Origin of the sequence: Stenotrophomonas sp. 2694 (genome assembly GCF_040548715.1) — a bacterium.
Classification (GTDB): domain Bacteria; phylum Pseudomonadota; class Gammaproteobacteria; order Xanthomonadales; family Xanthomonadaceae; genus Stenotrophomonas; species Stenotrophomonas indicatrix.
In genome coordinates this window covers 1-15,936 of sequence record NZ_JBEPSG010000038.1, presented here as the reverse complement: position 1 = coordinate 15,936, position 15,936 = coordinate 1, and the positions used below count along the sequence as shown (strand labels likewise).

At 67.3% G+C, this 15,936-nt stretch carries 13 protein-coding genes; 9 read left to right on the top strand and 4 right to left on the bottom strand.

The window, feature by feature from the left end; all coding sequences use genetic code 11:
• Positions 1-284 precede the first annotated feature (284 nt).
• Positions 285-1,259, top strand: a complete 975-nt coding sequence (locus tag ABIA73_RS21380; RefSeq protein WP_025878661.1) for an MBL fold metallo-hydrolase — start codon at positions 285-287, stop codon at positions 1,257-1,259.
• 94 nt (positions 1,260-1,353) lie between these two features.
• Here ABIA73_RS21380 and yihA read toward each other — a convergent pair whose 3' ends face one another.
• A complete protein-coding gene (gene yihA, locus ABIA73_RS21375; RefSeq protein WP_025878662.1) occupies positions 1,354-1,956 on the bottom strand; it encodes a ribosome biogenesis GTP-binding protein YihA/YsxC in 603 nt (200 codons plus the stop codon).
• A 155-nt stretch (positions 1,957-2,111) separates the two neighbouring features.
• On the opposite strand from yihA, the gene ABIA73_RS21370 reads away from it, so the two are divergent.
• From ABIA73_RS21370 to ABIA73_RS21355, 4 genes are all read left to right on the top strand, one after another.
• Complete coding sequence (locus tag ABIA73_RS21370) at positions 2,112-2,909, top strand: c-type cytochrome (protein ID WP_025878663.1); 798 nt, start codon at positions 2,112-2,114, stop codon at positions 2,907-2,909.
• A 106-nt stretch (positions 2,910-3,015) separates the two neighbouring features.
• Positions 3,016-3,666 carry a thiol:disulfide interchange protein DsbA/DsbL gene (locus ABIA73_RS21365; protein ID WP_025878664.1) on the top strand — a complete coding sequence of 217 codons (651 nt, stop codon included), beginning with the start codon at positions 3,016-3,018 and terminating at the stop codon, positions 3,664-3,666.
• 106 nt (positions 3,667-3,772) lie between these two features.
• A complete protein-coding gene (locus tag ABIA73_RS21360) occupies positions 3,773-4,588 on the top strand; it encodes a thiol:disulfide interchange protein DsbA/DsbL (RefSeq protein WP_025878665.1) in 816 nt (271 codons plus the stop codon).
• Between the two features lie 22 nt (positions 4,589-4,610).
• Positions 4,611-5,378, top strand: a complete 768-nt coding sequence (locus ABIA73_RS21355; RefSeq protein ID WP_032952088.1) for an endonuclease/exonuclease/phosphatase family protein — start codon at positions 4,611-4,613, stop codon at positions 5,376-5,378.
• Positions 5,379-5,540: 162 nt separating this feature from the next.
• Here ABIA73_RS21355 and ABIA73_RS21350 read toward each other — a convergent pair whose 3' ends face one another.
• Complete coding sequence (locus tag ABIA73_RS21350) at positions 5,541-6,416, bottom strand: EamA family transporter (protein ID WP_025878667.1); 876 nt, start codon at positions 6,414-6,416, stop codon at positions 5,541-5,543.
• 72 nt (positions 6,417-6,488) lie between these two features.
• On the opposite strand from ABIA73_RS21350, the gene ABIA73_RS21345 reads away from it, so the two are divergent.
• The 3 genes from ABIA73_RS21345 to fhuE all read left to right on the top strand — a co-directional run bounded on the left by ABIA73_RS21345 (position 6,489) and on the right by fhuE (position 9,917).
• Positions 6,489-6,962: an Lrp/AsnC family transcriptional regulator gene (locus ABIA73_RS21345; RefSeq protein WP_025878668.1), complete on the top strand. Its 474-nt coding sequence runs from the start codon at positions 6,489-6,491 to the stop codon at positions 6,960-6,962.
• A 43-nt stretch (positions 6,963-7,005) separates the two neighbouring features.
• The gene (locus tag ABIA73_RS21340) at positions 7,006-7,575 is read left to right on the top strand and encodes a M23 family metallopeptidase (RefSeq protein WP_025878669.1); all 570 of its coding nucleotides are present in this window, start codon (positions 7,006-7,008) and stop codon (positions 7,573-7,575) included.
• A gap of 182 nt (positions 7,576-7,757) precedes the next feature.
• Positions 7,758-9,917: a ferric-rhodotorulic acid/ferric-coprogen receptor FhuE gene (gene fhuE, locus ABIA73_RS21335; protein WP_154881062.1), complete on the top strand. Its 2,160-nt coding sequence runs from the start codon at positions 7,758-7,760 to the stop codon at positions 9,915-9,917.
• A gap of 79 nt (positions 9,918-9,996) precedes the next feature.
• On the opposite strand, the gene ABIA73_RS21330 is transcribed toward fhuE, so the two are convergent.
• Together ABIA73_RS21330 and ABIA73_RS21325 are read right to left on the bottom strand one after the other, a co-directional pair.
• Positions 9,997-12,861 carry a TonB-dependent receptor plug domain-containing protein gene (locus tag ABIA73_RS21330; protein ID WP_354276250.1) on the bottom strand — a complete coding sequence of 955 codons (2,865 nt, stop codon included), beginning with the start codon at positions 12,859-12,861 and terminating at the stop codon, positions 9,997-9,999.
• A 400-nt stretch (positions 12,862-13,261) separates the two neighbouring features.
• Positions 13,262-13,669 carry an ExbD/TolR family protein gene (locus tag ABIA73_RS21325; RefSeq protein ID WP_354276249.1) on the bottom strand — a complete coding sequence of 136 codons (408 nt, stop codon included), beginning with the start codon at positions 13,667-13,669 and terminating at the stop codon, positions 13,262-13,264.
• Between the two features lie 151 nt (positions 13,670-13,820).
• On the opposite strand from ABIA73_RS21325, the gene ABIA73_RS21320 reads away from it, so the two are divergent.
• Positions 13,821-15,806, top strand: coding sequence for a transglycosylase SLT domain-containing protein (locus ABIA73_RS21320; protein ID WP_032975397.1), 1,986 nt, complete (start codon positions 13,821-13,823; stop codon positions 15,804-15,806).
• The last annotated feature ends 130 nt before the right edge of the window (positions 15,807-15,936 follow it).

Sequence of the window (15,936 nt, the reverse complement as noted above, 5' to 3'; positions counted from 1 at the left end):
GGTTGCGGGGGTGTCCGCGGCATGGATGCCGCGGCCAAGCCCCCATGGATGGGTTTACGGCGTCCCCCGCAACCGGACCCACCCCGCCATCCCACAGGAAACCAGCTTCTGCTGTTGCTTCGGCCGTTGCCGTTGCCGTTGCTGTTGCCTCTGCGGGTGCAGGGCGCAGCCCTGCCGATACCCCCCATTGAGCATTCCGCGCAGTGCTTTGAGCGCCGCACGCACGCGCAACACGGCACGCTGTGCGCAACGGGCCTGCCCATCACTCACCGAGAAGAACCGCCATGACCCTGCGTCATCTGCCATTGCACGCCGCCCTGCTGTTGGCCCTGTCCTCCCTGCCGCTGGCCGCGCTGGCCGAAGCCACCTCGCCCGCCCCCACCCAGCAGGTGCCGGGCGTGCAACACCAGCGCATCGGTGCGCTGCAGGTCACGGCCCTGTTCGACGGCGTGGTTGCGCTCGGCCGGCAGGAAGTGGTCGACGTGCCGCCAACGCTGGTCAGCCGCCTGCTCGAAGGCCGCTATGTGCCCGAAGACAAGAAGGGCCTGCAGACCGCGATCAACGCCTTCCTGGTGCGCCAGGGCAAGCACCTGACCCTGGTCGATGCCGGCACCGCGCAGTGCTTCGGCCCTGACCAGGGCCAAGTGCTGGGCAACCTGCGTGCGGCCGGCGTAGACCCGGCCGAGATCGATGAGGTGCTGCTGACCCATGCCCATCCCGATCATCTGTGCGGGATCCTCGATGCACAGGGCAAGCCGGCCTATCCGAATGCGACGGTGTGGCTGTCCAAGGCCGATGCCCGCTACTGGCTCGACCCGGCCAGCGAAGCCACGGCACCGCAGGGCGTGCGCTTTGCCTTCGCGCTGGCACGCAACGCGATCGCGCCGTACCAGGCCGCCGGTCGCCTGCACACCTTCCAGCCCGGCGATGCCCTGCCGGGCCACGCGGTGGCGATGGATACCCACGGCCACACGCCGGGGCATGTGTCCTACCGCTTCGACAGCCAGGGCCAGTCACTGCTGGTGTGGGGCGATGTGCTGCATTTCCATGCGGTGCAGTTCGCACACCCGGAAGCAGCATTCGAGGCCGATTCGGATCGCAAGGCGGCTACGGCCAGCCGTCGCAGCCTGTTGCAGGAAGCCACCGCCAAGGGCTGGTGGGTTGCTGGCGCGCACCTGCCCTTCCCCGGCCTGGGGCACGTGCGCAGCGAAGGCCAGGCCTATGCGTGGGTACCGGCGGAATATTCGCCACTGAAATGATGTGCCGCCGGGCATGGCCCGGCGCTACCGGATCGCGGTGATGGAAAACATCAGGGTAGCGCCGGGCCATGCCCGGCGAGCGCAGCGGAGCGCCTTATTCCAGCCCCAGCCAGCCGCCGATGATGCCGCGGGCTTCATCCACGCCGGTACGGGCCGAGCCGGAGAACACCTGCACACTCACCGTATCGCCGAACGACGAATGCAGTTCCTTGCGTACCTTCTGCAGGGTCTGCATCTGCTGGCTGCGGCTCAGCTTGTCGGCCTTGGTCAGCAGCGCATGCGCCGGCAGGCCACGCTGCACGGCATAGGCCAGCATCTGCCGGTCGTAGTCCTTCAGCGGATGACGGATGTCCATCACCACCACCAGCCCCTTCAAGGCCTCGCGGGTGCGGAAGTAGCGGTCGATGAAGGCCTGCCAGTGCGCCTGCAGGTCCAGCGGCACCTTGGCGTAGCCGTAACCGGGCAGATCGACCAGATGGGCGTCCGGGGTAACCTGGAAGAACACCAGCTGCTGGGTCCGGCCAGGCGTCTTGGAGACCCGGGCCAGGCTGTTCTGGCGGGTCAGCGCATTGAGCGCGCTGGACTTGCCGGCGTTGGAGCGACCTGCAAAGGCCACTTCAGAACCTTCATCGGGCGGCAGCTGCCCCATGTTGTGGGCAGAGAGGTGGTATTGGGCGCGTTCGATGAGCAATGACATGCGCATAGGATCGCATGTTGCGGCGCCGCGCGCCCGGCCCGGGGCCTTCCAGCGGGAAAATGCTGCACTGCTGCGTTGACCGTGCAAGGAAACGGCGTTGATAATCCGGGCGATGCCGGCCGCCGCCGCCCGGCCGGTCCATACGGAGCTTCAGCATGCGCCACGCTCGCGTTCTTGCCGTATCCGCCCTTGCTACTGCCGTTGTTGCCGCTGCTGCCTTTGCGCAGACCACGCTGACCCCGCTGCCCGACAACGGCCCGATCAAGACCGCCTCGCTCGAGGTGGATTTCAGCAAGACCACCTGGGGCGATGCCAAGGCCGGCCAGACCAAGGCCACCGCGTGTGCCGCCTGCCATGGTGCCGATGGCAATTCCACGGTGGAGATGTATCCCAGCATCGCCGGCCAGAGCGAGCGCTACGTCGCCCAGCAGATGGCCCTGATCGCCAATGGCCAGCGCAGTTCCGGCGCCGCCGTGGCGATGGTGCCCTTCGTGCAGAACCTCACCCCGCAGGACATGCGCGATATCGGCGCGTTCTTCGCCACCCAGAAGGCCAACGCCGGCATCGCCGACGACACGCCGGTGGCCGAGGGCCCGTACAAGGGCATGAAGTTCTACCAGATCGGCCAGCAGCTTTACCGCGGCGGCGACGCCCAGCGCGGGCTGCCGGCCTGCATGGCCTGTCACGGTCCCAGCGGCGCCGGCAACCCCGGCCCGGCCTACCCGCACATCGGCGGCCAGCACGCCAGCTATGTCGCCCGGCGCCTGCAGGAGTACCAGGCCGGACAGACCAACGAGACCGACAAGGCGCACTTCCAGATCATGGCCACGGTGGCGCAGAAGCTGACCGAGCAGGAGGTGCAGGCCCTTTCCAGCTACCTGCAGGGCCTGCACAACAAGGCCGACGATCTCGCCGCCGAGGGCGCTTCGACGCGACCGGCTGCCGCCCCCTGACCGCCACTGGTCGGCGCCGGTCGCCACGACGGCCCGTCGCTGCGGTATGTTTCCTTCACGCCGGCGGCTGCGCCGGCGTTGTCATTTTCAACGGAGATGCGTGTCGATGAGGTTGATTCCCCGCCTTCTGCTGTCCCTGCTGGTGCTGCTGCCGTTGGCGGCCTGCGCCGCCACCCCCGCCAACGCCCCGCTGGTCGAAGGCAAAGACTACGAGCGCATCGCCCAGCCTGGCCCGTTCCAGCCGCTGGCCGGCAAGATCGAGGTGGTCGAGGTGTTCGGCTACACCTGCCCGCACTGCGCCCATTTCGAACCGCAGCTGGCCGCCTGGGCCGCCAAGCTGCCGGCCGACGTGCGCTTCACCCCGGTCCCGGCCGCCTTCGGCGGTGCTTGGGATGCCTGGGCACTGGCCTACTACGCCGCCGACGAAGTGGGCGTGGCCAAGCGCAGCCACGCCGCTGTGTTCAAGGCCCTGCACGATGACGGCACGCTGCCGATGCAGAACGTCTCGGCCGATGAGCTCGCCAACTTCTACAAGGCCTACGGCGTGACCCCGGAGCGCTACACGCAGGCCCTGCGCGGCGAGGCGGTACAGAAGAAGGTCGATGCCGCCCGTGCCTTCGCCCAGCGCACCCAGGTGCCGGGAACCCCGGCCATCATCATCAACGGCCAGTACCTGGTCCGTGGCAAGAGCTTCGACGACCAGCTGCGCATCGCCTCGGCGCTGATCGCCCAGGCCCGCGCCGCCCGCGGCCGCTGAACCAACACACACCATCGACACGGCGCTGTCGCCGCCGCATGTCATCATTTCCCTCTGGCCGGCGCCTGACGCCGGCCCCACCTTTCCAGATGCTGGAGACGCTTCCATGAAGACCCGTTTCGCCGCCCTCGCCCTCGCAGCGCTGCTGCCGATCCTGGCGGCCTGCAAGGCCGACGATGGCACCACCAACACCTCCGCCCCGGCAGAACCGGCAGCGACCCCGGCCAGCACCGAACCGGCCGCGCCGGCCGCAGGCGGCGAAGCCGCTGCACCGGCTGCCGAAGGTGACAAGACCGCTGCCAGCGCCGCGCCGGCCCCGACCACTGCCGCGCTGACCGGCCCGGCCCCGGTGGAAGGCGCCGACTACCAGCTGATCCCGAACGGCCAGCCGTTCCAGCCGGCCGCCGGCAAGGTCGAAGTGGTCGAGATCTTCGGTTACGTCTGCCCGGCCTGCGCTGCGTTCCAGCCGCTGGTCGGCCCGTGGAAGGCTGGCCTGCCGAGCGATGTGAACTTCGTCTACGTGCCGGCCATGTTCGGCGGCACCTGGGACAACTACGCCCGTGCCTTCTACGCCGCACAGACCCTGGGCGTGCAGGAGAAGACCCACGAAGCGCTGTACTCGGCCATCCACTCGCAGAAGACCCTGAAGGGCGAGCGCGGTGCTGATTCGGTCGATGACATCGCCAAGTTCTACGGTGCCTACGGCGTGGATCCGAAGCAGTTCGCCGCCACCATGGGCAGCTTCGCGGTCAATGCCAAGACCAACTCGGCCAAGCAGTTCGCCCAGCGCAGCCAGATCAGCGGCACCCCGTCGATCATCGTCAACGGCAAGTACCTGGTGAAGGGCAAGAGCTTCCCGGACATGCTGCGCATTGCCGACCACCTGATCGCCCGCGAACGCGGTGCGGCCCAGGCTCACTGATCAAAGAGACGTTTTCCCGGCCGTGACTTCCCCCACAACACGGACCCTGCGCTTGCTGACGGCCAACATCCAGGCCGGCTCAAGTACCCGCCGCTACAGCGACTATGTGACCCGCAGCTGGTCACATGCGCTGCCGGCGGGTCGCAAGCGCAGCAGCCTTGACGCGATTGCCACTTTGGCGCGCGGTCATGACATCGTCGGCCTGCAGGAGGCCGACCCGGGCAGCCTGCGCTCGGGCTTCACCAACCAGACCCATTACCTGGCCCAACGCGCCGGCTTCAATTACTGGAGCCACCAGCCGAACCGGCGCATGGGTGGCGTCGCCTCCAGCGCCAACGGCCTGCTGAGCAAGCTGGAACCGGTGGAAGTGCAGGACCACGCCCTGCCCGGCCGTATCGGCGGGCGCGGCGTGCTGCTGGCCAAGTTCGGCGATGGCCGCGATGGCCTGGCCGTTGCGGTAGCGCATCTGTCCTTGGGCGCCGGTTCGCGGATGGCCCAGCTCGGCTTCATTGCCGAGCTGTTGTCCGACCATCCCAATGCGGTGCTGATGGGCGACTTCAACTGCCTGGCCGAACGTCCGGAAATGCAGGTGCTGTACCAGAAGACCCGGCTGCAGCCGCCCGGCTGCATCGTGCCGACCTTCCCCAGCTGGCGCCCCGACCGCGCCATCGACCACATCCTGGTCAGCAGCGGCCTGCAGACCCGCACCGTGGAAGCGGTGCCCGCTGCGTTCTCCGACCATCTTGCCTTGGCCATGGCAATCGACGTCCCGGCCGACGCCCTGCGCTGAGCCCTGCCGCTGCGCTCGCCGGGCATGGCCCGGCGCTACCGCCCCTGGTAGGGGCCCAACCTTGGTTGGCACGCTGCCCTGGTGGGTGCGGACCCGTTGGCAGGCTGACCTGGTGGGTGCGGACCGTTGGTCCGCACGCTCTCCGCCGGGCATGGCCCGGCGCTACCCCGCCTGCGCCACCGGCACCTTCAACCGCCGTGCGGTCATCGTGCTGCCCACCGAGGCCAGCACCGTGCAGCCGATGGCCAGCCACTGCAGGCCATGCAGGTGCTCATGCAGCAGCAGCATCGCCCACAGCGCGGCCACCGCCGGTTCCATGCTGATCAGGATGCCGAAGGTCTCCTTCGGCAGGCGCTTGAGCGCCATCATTTCCAGTGACATCGGGATCGCGCTGGACACCAGCGCCACCACCAGCCCGGCCAGCAGGATCTTCGGCTCCAGCAACGCCGCACCGGCATGCACCACCCCCACCGGCACCACCACCAGCGACGCGGCCAGCAGCCCCAGCGACACCGAATGCCCGGCGTGCAGGTGGCCGGCGCGCTTGCCGAACACGATGTACAGGCCCCAGCACGCTGCCGCCCCCATGGCGTACAGCACGCCCACCGGGTCCAGTGCCGGGCCGCCGCCGATCGGCAGCAGCAACAGCAGCCCGACCGCCGCGCAACCCACCCACAGGAAATCGATCGGCCGCCGCGACGACAGCATCGCCACCGTCAACGGGCCGGTGAATTCGATGGCCACCGCGATGCCGAACGGGATCGTGCGCAAGGCCATGTAGAACAACAGGTTCATCAGGCCCAGGGTGAGGCCGTAGCGCAGGATGGTGACCGCATCCACGCGGCTGGTCTTCCAGCGCCATGGCCGCCAGAACAGCAGCAGCAACAGCGCTGAAAAGCCCACGCGCAGCGCGCTGGTGCCCTGCGCGCCGATCAACGGAAACAGCTGCTTGGCGTAGGAGGTACCAATGGCCAGTGCGGTGACCGAGCCGAGCACCGCCAGCGCCGGCAACATCGGCGCGATTCGAGAAGTCTGCATGCCGCCAGTCTATTGCGTCGGCGGCGAGCACTTGGCTCAATTGACGGCCCGTCCGCGCAACTTCTGCTCACCATGGCCACCGCCCCCGTGCTGGACAGCTTCGACCGCGCCATCCTCGCCCTCCTGCAGCAGGACAACACCCTGCCGCAGCGGCAGATCGCCGAAGCCGTGCACCTGTCCACGCCGGCGGTGCAGCGGCGGATCAGGCGCCTGCAGGACAGCGGCGTGATCGCCGCCAACGTGGCGGTGATCGACGCTGCGAAAATCGGCCGGCCATTGACCATCATCGTCGAGGTGCGCGTGGTCAGCGAACAGCGCGAGAAGGTCGCCCCGTTCCGCCGCCGCGTGCAGGACGACCCTGCCGTGCAGCAGTGTTACTCGATCACCGGCGACGGCGATTTCCTGCTGCTGCTCTCGGCGGCATCGATGGAGGAATACGAGGCGATCACCGAGCGCTTGTTCGGCGGTGATGACAACATCGAGCGCTTCCGCACGTCGGTGGCGCTGGGCACGTTGAAGCGCGGGTTCGACGTGCCGCTGACATGACGCAGATGCCGTCGAGCCTGTCCTGCTCCTACACTGGTGACGCATGAACACCGCTTCCCCCTCCAACGCCAGACGCCTGCGCCGCTGGTTGCTGCGTGGCGCCGTCCTGCTGATCCTGGTCATCGCGGCGATGGCCTTCTGGAACAGCCCGTGGGCTGCCGCACCGAAGATGCTGTGGACACTCTCGCGCATGCCACCGGCCACGCAACTGCCAGTGCCGGTGGACGGCGTGCGGCCCCGGCAGATCGCCGATACCTTCGGCGCACCGCGCGGGCGCGACCGCACGCACGCGGGTATCGACATCTTCGGCAAGCGCGGCACGCCGGTGCGCAGCGCTACCCCCGGCGTTGTCGCCGACATCCGCGACAGCGGACTCGGTGGCCGCCAGGTCTGGGTGATCGGGCCGGGACGCGAGCGCTATTACTACGCGCACCTGGAAGACTGGGCCGATGGCTTGGCGCGCGGCCAGGTGGTGCAACCCGGCGACCTGCTCGGCCATGTTGGCGACAGCGGCAACGCCAAGGGCACGCCGCCCCATCTGCATTGGGGCATCTATGGCGCCGACGGCGCGCGGGACCCGCTGCCGCTGCTGCAACCGCAGGGCACCCGCTGACGGCAACCGAGCCGAGCCGCGAGGTCGCACGCGTTTGTTCATGATTTGTAAATAGGAATAGTTCGTATTACCATTTCTTTCGTTTCCGGTGGTGCCAGGACGGCCTGCCCGCCCTTCCCCTACCCGTAGCGCCTCGACTCCTGGATGACGGCCGAACGCGCGTGCCCGTTTCAGGAATCCGCATGATCCGTCCCGCCTTTCGTACCCCGCAGCCGCAGCGGCTGTCCGTTGCCGTGCTCGTCGCGCTCTGCGCCGTCGCACCCACCGCTTCCGCCGAAACCGCCACCGACCCGACCACCCTCGACAAGGTCGTAGTAAAGGGCGAGCGCGCCGAAGGCTATTCGGTGCGCCGTACCTCGGCCGGCACCCGCTTCGACCTGGCGCCGCGCGAGATCCCGCAGTCGGTCAGCATCATCAGCCACCAGCGCATCGAAGATCAGCAGCTGGACGACATCATCGACGTGCTGGGCAACACCACCGGCGTCACCAGCACCCAGTCCGACAGCGAGCGCACCGAGTTCTATGCGCGCGGCTTCTACATCGATGCGTACCAGTTTGATGGCCTGCCCACGCAGATGGTGCAGAACTGGAGCTACGGTGACTCCGGCCTGGACCTGGCCCTGTATGACCGCGTGGAAGTGGTGCGTGGCGCCACCGGCCTGCTCAGCGGCGCCGGCAATCCTTCCGCCTCGGTGAACCTGATCCGCAAGCACGCCGACAGCGCCGAACTGACCGGCAGCGTGTCGGTCAACGTCGGCAGCTGGGGCCGCACCCGCACCACCGTGGACGTGGGCAGCGCGCTGAACGCCAGCGGCACTGTGCGCGGCCGGGTGATCGGCAGCTACCTGGACACCGATGGGCAGATGGACCGCTACAACCAGCGCAAGACGCTGGGCTATGCGGTGATCGACGCCGACCTGACCCCGGATACCCAGCTCAGCGTGGGCTACGACTACCAGCAGAAGCGCGCCAACGGCGCGACCTGGGGTGGCTTCCCGATGCTGTACTCCGACGGCAGCGCGACCCCGTACGACGAATCGTTCAACGCCAGCCCGAACTGGACCTACTGGGACACCACCAGCAAGCGCGCGTTCGCCACCCTGCAGCACGCCTTCAGCAACGGCTGGAAGTTCAAGATCGGCGCAACGCATGACCAGACCAAGGCCGACGACAAGCTGTTCTACCCTGCGTACAACGATTGGACCACCGGCGCCTCGAACTTCGACAAGACCACCGGTGCAGGCATTTCGCCGTCCGCAGGCTTCTACAACACCGAGCGCAAGGTCACCGGTGTCGATGGCTATGTTGATGGTCCGTTCCAGCTGTTCGGCCGCGAGCACCAGTTCATGGCCGGGCTGAGCTACAACAAGCGCGACTACGCCAACTACGGCGACTACCAGGTCGGCGGCGCCGGCCAGAGCTGGGACCCGTTCGCCAGTTACCTGAACTGGACGGGCAACATCAGCGAGCCGAACTGGAACCCGCTGGCGCTGGCCAGCGAGGGCACCATCACCCAGAAGGCCGGCTATGCCGCCGCACGCCTGTCGCTGGCCGATCCGTTGAAGCTGATCATCGGCGCGCGCTACACCGACTGGAAGAGCGAGGGCGAAGGCGCGGATCGCGAGCACAAGGTGACCACGCCGTATGCCGGCCTCGTGTTCGACATCAACGACACCTACTCGGCGTACACCAGCTACACCGAGATCTTCCAGCCGCAGACGCTGAAGGACCGCAACGGCAGCTATCTGGACCCGGTGGATGGCAAAAGCTACGAAGTGGGCGTCAAGGGCGCCTGGTTCGACAACCGCTTGAATGCCTCGCTGGCGGTGTTCCGCATCGAACAGGACAACGTCGGCCAGATCACTGGCGAGCCGGTGCCCGGCAGCCAGAACGAATTCGCCTATCGCGCCGCACGCGGCACGGTGAGCCGTGGCTTCGAGTTCGAGCTCAACGGCGAACTGGCACCGGGCTGGAACGCCACGTTCGGTGCCTCCCGTTACGTGGCCAAGGATGCCAACGACGCCGACATCAACACCAACCTGCCGCAGACCGCGCTGAAGCTGTTCACCAGCTACACCCCGCAGTCGCTGCAGGAACTGACTGTCGGCGGCGGTGCCAACTGGCAGAACCGCATCTACTACCCGGTGCCGGCCTATGGCCGCATCGAGCAGAGCGGCTACGCACTGGTCAGCGCCTTCGTGCGCTACCGCATCTCGCCGGAGTTCAGCGTGCAGGCCAACCTCAACAACCTGCTGGACAAGAAGTACCTCTCGCAGATCAATGGCTACGGTGCGTATGGCGATGGTCGCAACGGCTCGCTGACGTTTACCTGGTCGTTCTGAAGGAACCGTCGCCGGGCATGGCCCGGCGCTACCGCGGCAACAGCAGCGCCGGAATCACTCCGGCGCTGCTGTACTCACATCAGAACCGCAGGTCCGCGCGCAGGTACCAGTAACGGCCACGCGGGATGTCGTAGGTCGAGGCGTCATAGCCGTTCAACGAACACGACAGGCAGATCGGCGGGTCCTTGTCGAACACGTTGTTCAGGCCCGCCGTCAGCTGCAGGCCCTTCATCCAGTCGATCTTGTAGCCCACCTGCATGTCATGGAAGGTGGTGGCCGACAGCGCGTTGGTGCCGGCGGCCTGGTTGCTGCACACCGGGAACGCCACGGCGTCACCGCAGTCTTCGGTCAGTTCGGAAATGTGGCGTACCGTCCAGTTGGCGCTCCAGTTGTCCAGCGTCCAGCCGATGCTGGCGTTGCTGGTCCATTCCGGAATCGAACTGTCAGCCACTTCCACGCCCGGCTTCTGCGGCTGCCGCTGGCCGGCCGCACCGGTGGCCTCGTAGCGACCGACGAACGTGTTCTTCCAGCCCAGCTTGAACTGGCCGATCGAGCTCTGCGGCAGGGTCCAGAACAGGTCCACATCCCAGCCGTCGGTCTTGATCGAACCCAGGTTGGTCAGGCGGTTGTTGAAGCTGCTGACCGCACCGGTGCTGGCACGGGTGATGCCGTCGCAGTAGATCGGGTCCAGGGTATCCACGCACAGGTCCAGCTGGGTCTGCGCGTTGATCGCCTGGATCGCGCCATCGATGTTGTGGCGGTAGAACGTCACTTCCACGTCGAAGCGTTCCGACCACGATGCATCGTTGCCGAACCAGGGGCTCCACACGAAACCGGCACTGAAGCTGCGCGAGCGCTCCGGCTCCAACTCGCGGTTGCCGCCGGTGGTCACCGAGATCTGCGAGTTGGCCTGCTGGAAGCCGGTCGGCACGCCCAGCGATGCGCAGTTGGCCGCACTACCACGCGGCGGTGTGCCACCCAGGCCCACCGAGCAGGGATCGAACAACTGCAGATCGGCGCGCGCGGCCGAGCCGTACAGCTCACCGATCGACGGTGCGCGGAAGCCTTCGGCATAGGTGGTACGCAGCACGAAGTCATCGGTCACCTGCCAGCGCAGGCCGTACTTGGGCGTGAACTCGCCACCGAAGGTCGAGTAATCCGAGTAGCGGCCAGCCAGGCTCAGGTCCAGCTTCTTGCCCAGTGCCGAGTCGGCGAAGATCGGCACGCTCAGCTCCAGGTACGCTTCGTTGACGTCGTAGGAGCCGGACGTCGGCTGCGACGGTACGCCGTTGTAGTGGCCGATCACCGTCAGCGGGTCAGGCTGGTACGAACCTTTGTACTTGCGGTGTTCGAGGCCGGTGGCGAAGGACACCGGGCCGGCCGGCAGGGTGAACAGATCGCTGGACAGGTTGGCGGTGAACAGGCTCAGCTCGTTCTGGCTGCGGTCGCGCACCACCGGCTGGATCCAGCGCAGCATGTCCGGGGTGATCGAACCGGCGCCACCGAAGATGTTCAGCGGTACGCAGCCCGGCGTGGCCGCGCACACCGCAGGATCGCCCAGCGCCATGTTGACGTTGTAGATGTTGTAGCTGCCGTAGTTGGTCTGCTCGGCCTTGTTCTTGCTGTACATGCCGTTGACGTCCCAGTACCAGCTGCGGTCAGCGGCCTGGAAGTTGCCGACCAGGCCGGTGGCGAAGTACGTGGTATCCACCTGCTGTTCGAACACGCGCGCGCCGCCTTCCACCGGGCGGCGGCCGATCAGGCTCATGTTGCCCGACGACACCAGGTCGAAGCCGAACGGGTTGTACGGGTTCAATGCCGAGACCACGATGTTGTCGGCCAGCGGATTGCCGGTGGCACCATCAGGGCCGAAGAACAGCGGTTCCGGGCCGGCCTGGTTGGTCGACTCGCGGCGGTTGCCCAGTGCCTTGACGTACCACTGCACGTTGTCGGTGATGTCGAACCGGAACTGGCCGAACAGGCCCTTACGCTCCGACGGTGTCAGCACCATGTTGTATTCGGCGAAGTTGAAGCGGTCGGCGCTGGTGAAGCAGTGGTAGTCGTCGGTGCGGTTGCAGCCGGCGCTGCCGTCGTAACGCGGGCTGCTCACGCCGGTGTTGGGCACGATGTCCTGTTCGGCACCGGTGTTGGGATCGACGAAGGCGAAGCGCCCCTGCGGAATGCCGCCGCTGCCGAAGGCCAGGCCGGTGCCGGGGATCGGGAAGCGCGACTGCTCGCGGTCCTTCGCATACACCGGGTCCTGCTTGGTCCAGCTTGCCCCCAGGAACAGGCTGTAACGGTCGCCGCTCTTGCCCCAGGCCAGGTCCACGCCCTTCTGCGTGCCATCGCCCTTGCCATACTGGCCGTAGTTCATCGTCACCTGGCCGCCATCGAAATCGCGGCGGGTGATGATGTTGACCACACCGGCGATGGCATCGGAGCCGTACAGCGACGATGCGCCGTCTTCCAGCACTTCGATGCGCTCAACGATCGCCAGCGGGATGGTGTTGAGGTCGGTGGCCGAGCCCACGCCCGAGGCCGAGGATTCATTGACCCAGCGGATGCCATCGACCAGCACCAGTACGCGCTTGGCACCGAGATGGCGAAGGTCCACCTGCGCCGAACCCGCGCCGACGCCGCTGCCGTCGGGTGGGAAACCGAAGTTGCCCGACGAATTGAACTTGGCATTGAGCGCCGAGCCCGAGCCGGTGAGCTGTTGCAGCACTTCACCGATCGAGGTCAGGCCGGTGCGTTCGATGTCGGCGCGGTTGAGCGTCTGGACCGGCACCTGACCTTCCACTTCAGCGCGCTTGATGCGGGTACCTGTGACTTCGACGCGATCCAGGTCGGTAGTGGCCGATTGGGCAGCAGCCCCCAACGGGGCCAGTGCGGTCACGCACAGCGCGACGGCAACCGCCAAGGGGCGGTGATGCAGGTAATTCATTCGCTCTCTCTCCAAAGGAATGTCGGGACATGGACTGCCGCGCTCCCCCCTGCATGGCGGCAGCGTCTCCTTTGTAAACAAGCGGTAAACATCGCGGCGTGATGCCCGACACTCTTTCACGCGAATTTGACGATTCTGAAAGCAGATAACGTCATTTGCCTACGTATTCACCGGAATGCGCGTACGACAACATCGCCGTGGCGCTGGGTCATTCCCGCCGGGGTCACGGTAGCGCCGGGCCATGCCCGCCCGGGTCACGGTAGCGCCGGGCCATGCCCGGCGAAGTGTCGAAGAGGTCTCTGCCAAGCCCGGCGCACATCGCAGGTCTGCCGCCGGGTATGACCCGGCGCTACCGGTACACGTGCGGCCTTCCCTTGGGAAGGCCGCACCCGTGATCCACTCACTGCACGAACGCGATGCGTTGCATGCCGGTGGCTTCGGCGGCGGCCAGGATCTTGGCCATGCCGTCGTACTCGGCCGACGGATCGGTGCTGATGCGCAGCTCCGGCAGGTTGCCAGCATGCTCGCTGGCCTGCGCCTGCAGGCGCGACTGCAGATCAACGATGGCCATCGGCTGCCCGTCCCAGCTCAACTGGCTGGACGCATCCAGGCGCAGCTCGATCGGCGGCGGCGGTTCGGGGCGATCCACCACGCGATCGGTGGCCTGCGGCAACTGCACGTTGATCGGCCGCGACAACATCGGCGCGGTCACGATGAAGATGATCAACAACACCAGCATTACATCCACCAGTGGCGTGACGTTGATGTCCGCCAGCGGGCCGCTTCTTCCTGCGCTACTGAATGCCATGTGCCGCTCCCTGCAGCAGGGCCGGTCGCCCCAGCCCAAACCTACGCCGCACAACCGCCCTCGCGGCAGTGCGGATCCCATCATCATTCAGCTGTCGTTGCCGTCTTCGACCGTGTACACAATGCGAAACTGAATTCAGCCACTGCCCGCTATGCTGGTCGCCATGACCCGACGATCTTCGACCGCCCTGTCCCTGCTCCCGCTGGCCACCACGCTGCTGATCGGCTGCGCGAGTGCCCAGTCCCTCGATGCCCAGAACGCCCAGCTGAAGGCCGCCATCGCCGCCGCCGAACGTGGCCAGTTCGATCCCGGCCAGGCCGCCGCGCTCAGCCGCCATCCCGCGTATGGCTGGCTGGAGTTCGCCAACCTGCGGCGCAACATCGACACCGTCGATACGGCGCAGGCACAGGCCTTCCTCAAGCGCTACCAGGGCCAGGCCGTGGCCAACAGCTTCCGCAGCGCCTGGCTGCCCTCTGTAGCGCGCCGCCAGGACTGGCCGACGCTGCTGGCCAACTGGGCTCCCACCGACAACCTCGGCCTGCGCTGTGCGCAGCTGACAGCGCGCCAGGCCACCGGCAAGCTGGACCCGCAGTGGATCGGTGAAGCCCAGGATCTGTGGCGCAAGAACGGCAAGTCGTTGCCCGATGCCTGCGACGCCGTGTTCGCCGTGCTGCAGGCGCAGGGTGGCATGAGCGATGCGCTGCGCTGGGAACGCATCGATGCCGCTGCCGATGCACAGCAGCCGGCGGTGATGCGTTCGGCCGCGCGCGGCCTGCCGGCCAGTGATCTGGCCTTGGCCAACACCTACGCCGCCTTCGTCGACAAGCCCAATGCCAGCGCCCTGAACTGGCCGCGCAACGAGCGCAGCCGGCGCATCGCCACCGACGGCCTGGCCAAGCTGGCCAAGGCCGACCCGGACGCTACCGAGCAGCAGCTGCCGCAGTACGCGCAGGCGCTGGGCCTGAGCGCCGAACAGCAGGGCCAGGTGCGTTACCAGATCGCCCTGTGGACGGTGGCGTCGTACCTGCCGGACTCGGCTCGCCGTTTGAATGCCGTGCCCGATGCGGCCTACGACGAACGCCTGCACGAATGGCGCGCACGCGAAGCGATGTCGCGCGGCGATTGGCCGGCGACGCTGGCAGCGATCCGCAAGATGGGCCCGACCCAGCGCAACGATTCGCGCTGGCGCTATTTCGAAGGCCGCATGCTGGAAAAGACCGGCCAGGCACAGCAGGCGCAGCCGCTGTTCCGCGAAGCCGCGCGCGCACCGACCTTCCATGGCTTCCTCGCTGCGGACAAGCTGCAGCAGCCCTACACGCTGTGCCCGTGGAAGCCCAACGACAGCGCACAGGCGCAGGCCGCGGTGGCCCGCGATCCGGCCATCCAGCGGGCGATGGCGCTGTACCAGATCGACCGCGCCGGCTGGGCGGTGGCCGAATGGAACAATGCGCTGTCGCGCTTCGATGACACCCAGCGTCGCCTCGCCGTGCGCGTAGCGCAGGACAACGGTTGGTTCGACCGCGCGGTGTTCGCGCTCGGCAAGCAACCGCAGGAGCAACGCCTGTACGACCTGCGCTTCCCGCTGCACCACGACGCCACGATCCGCCGTGAATCGGCACGCAATGCCATCGACCCGGCCTGGGTGGCCGCCGAGATCCGCGCCGAAAGCACTTTCACCCCGCGCGCGCGTTCGCCTGCCAATGCGATGGGCCTGATGCAGGTACTGCCGGCGACCGGCGCCGGCGTGGCCAGGTCCATCGGCCTGACCGGCTACGGCGGCGCTGACAGCCTGTACGACCCGGATACCAACATCGCCATCGGCACCGCGTACCTGCGGCAGTTGATGAACAAGTACGACGGCCTGCCCTACGTGACCATCGCCGCCTACAACGCGGGCCCGACGCCGACCGCACGCTGGCAGACCCAGCGCCCGGGCTTCGATCCGGACCTGTGGATCGAGACCATCAGCTACAAGGAAACGCGCGAGTATGTCGCCCGCGTGCTGGCCTTCAGCGTGATCTACGACTGGCGACTCAATGGCGACGCATTGCCGCTGAGCGACCGCCTGATGGGCCGTCTGGTGGACAAGCGCAAGGCCTTCACCTGCGCCGCCAACGCCGACCAGGGCGGCGATTGATCACGTGGTATCGGTAGCGGGGGGGGGGGGCCCCCCCCCCCCCCCCGGGGGACCCCCGGCCCCCCCCCCCCCCCCCGCGCCCCCCCCCCCCCCCCACAAAAAAAGATGTTGGGGGCCCCCGGCGCCCCCC

What these genes read in the sequence shown, in the direction of transcription:
- ABIA73_RS21380 (WP_025878661.1), top strand. Translation starts at nt 285, where the DNA reads ATGACCCTGCGTCATCTGCCATTGCACGCCGCCCTGCTGTTGGCCCTG.
- yihA (WP_025878662.1), bottom strand. Translation starts at nt 1,956, where the DNA reads ATGTCATTGCTCATCGAACGCGCCCAATACCACCTCTCTGCCCACAAC.
- ABIA73_RS21370 (WP_025878663.1), top strand. Translation starts at nt 2,112, where the DNA reads ATGCGCCACGCTCGCGTTCTTGCCGTATCCGCCCTTGCTACTGCCGTT.
- ABIA73_RS21365 (WP_025878664.1), top strand. Translation starts at nt 3,016, where the DNA reads ATGAGGTTGATTCCCCGCCTTCTGCTGTCCCTGCTGGTGCTGCTGCCG.
- ABIA73_RS21360 (WP_025878665.1), top strand. Translation starts at nt 3,773, where the DNA reads ATGAAGACCCGTTTCGCCGCCCTCGCCCTCGCAGCGCTGCTGCCGATC.
- ABIA73_RS21350 (WP_025878667.1), bottom strand. Translation starts at nt 6,416, where the DNA reads ATGCAGACTTCTCGAATCGCGCCGATGTTGCCGGCGCTGGCGGTGCTC.
- ABIA73_RS21345 (WP_025878668.1), top strand. Translation starts at nt 6,489, where the DNA reads ATGGCCACCGCCCCCGTGCTGGACAGCTTCGACCGCGCCATCCTCGCC.
- ABIA73_RS21340 (WP_025878669.1), top strand. Translation starts at nt 7,006, where the DNA reads ATGAACACCGCTTCCCCCTCCAACGCCAGACGCCTGCGCCGCTGGTTG.
- fhuE (WP_154881062.1), top strand. Translation starts at nt 7,758, where the DNA reads ATGATCCGTCCCGCCTTTCGTACCCCGCAGCCGCAGCGGCTGTCCGTT.
- ABIA73_RS21330 (WP_354276250.1), bottom strand. Translation starts at nt 12,861, where the DNA reads ATGAATTACCTGCATCACCGCCCCTTGGCGGTTGCCGTCGCGCTGTGC.
- ABIA73_RS21325 (WP_354276249.1), bottom strand. Translation starts at nt 13,669, where the DNA reads ATGGCATTCAGTAGCGCAGGAAGAAGCGGCCCGCTGGCGGACATCAAC.
- ABIA73_RS21320 (WP_032975397.1), top strand. Translation starts at nt 13,821, where the DNA reads ATGCTGGTCGCCATGACCCGACGATCTTCGACCGCCCTGTCCCTGCTC.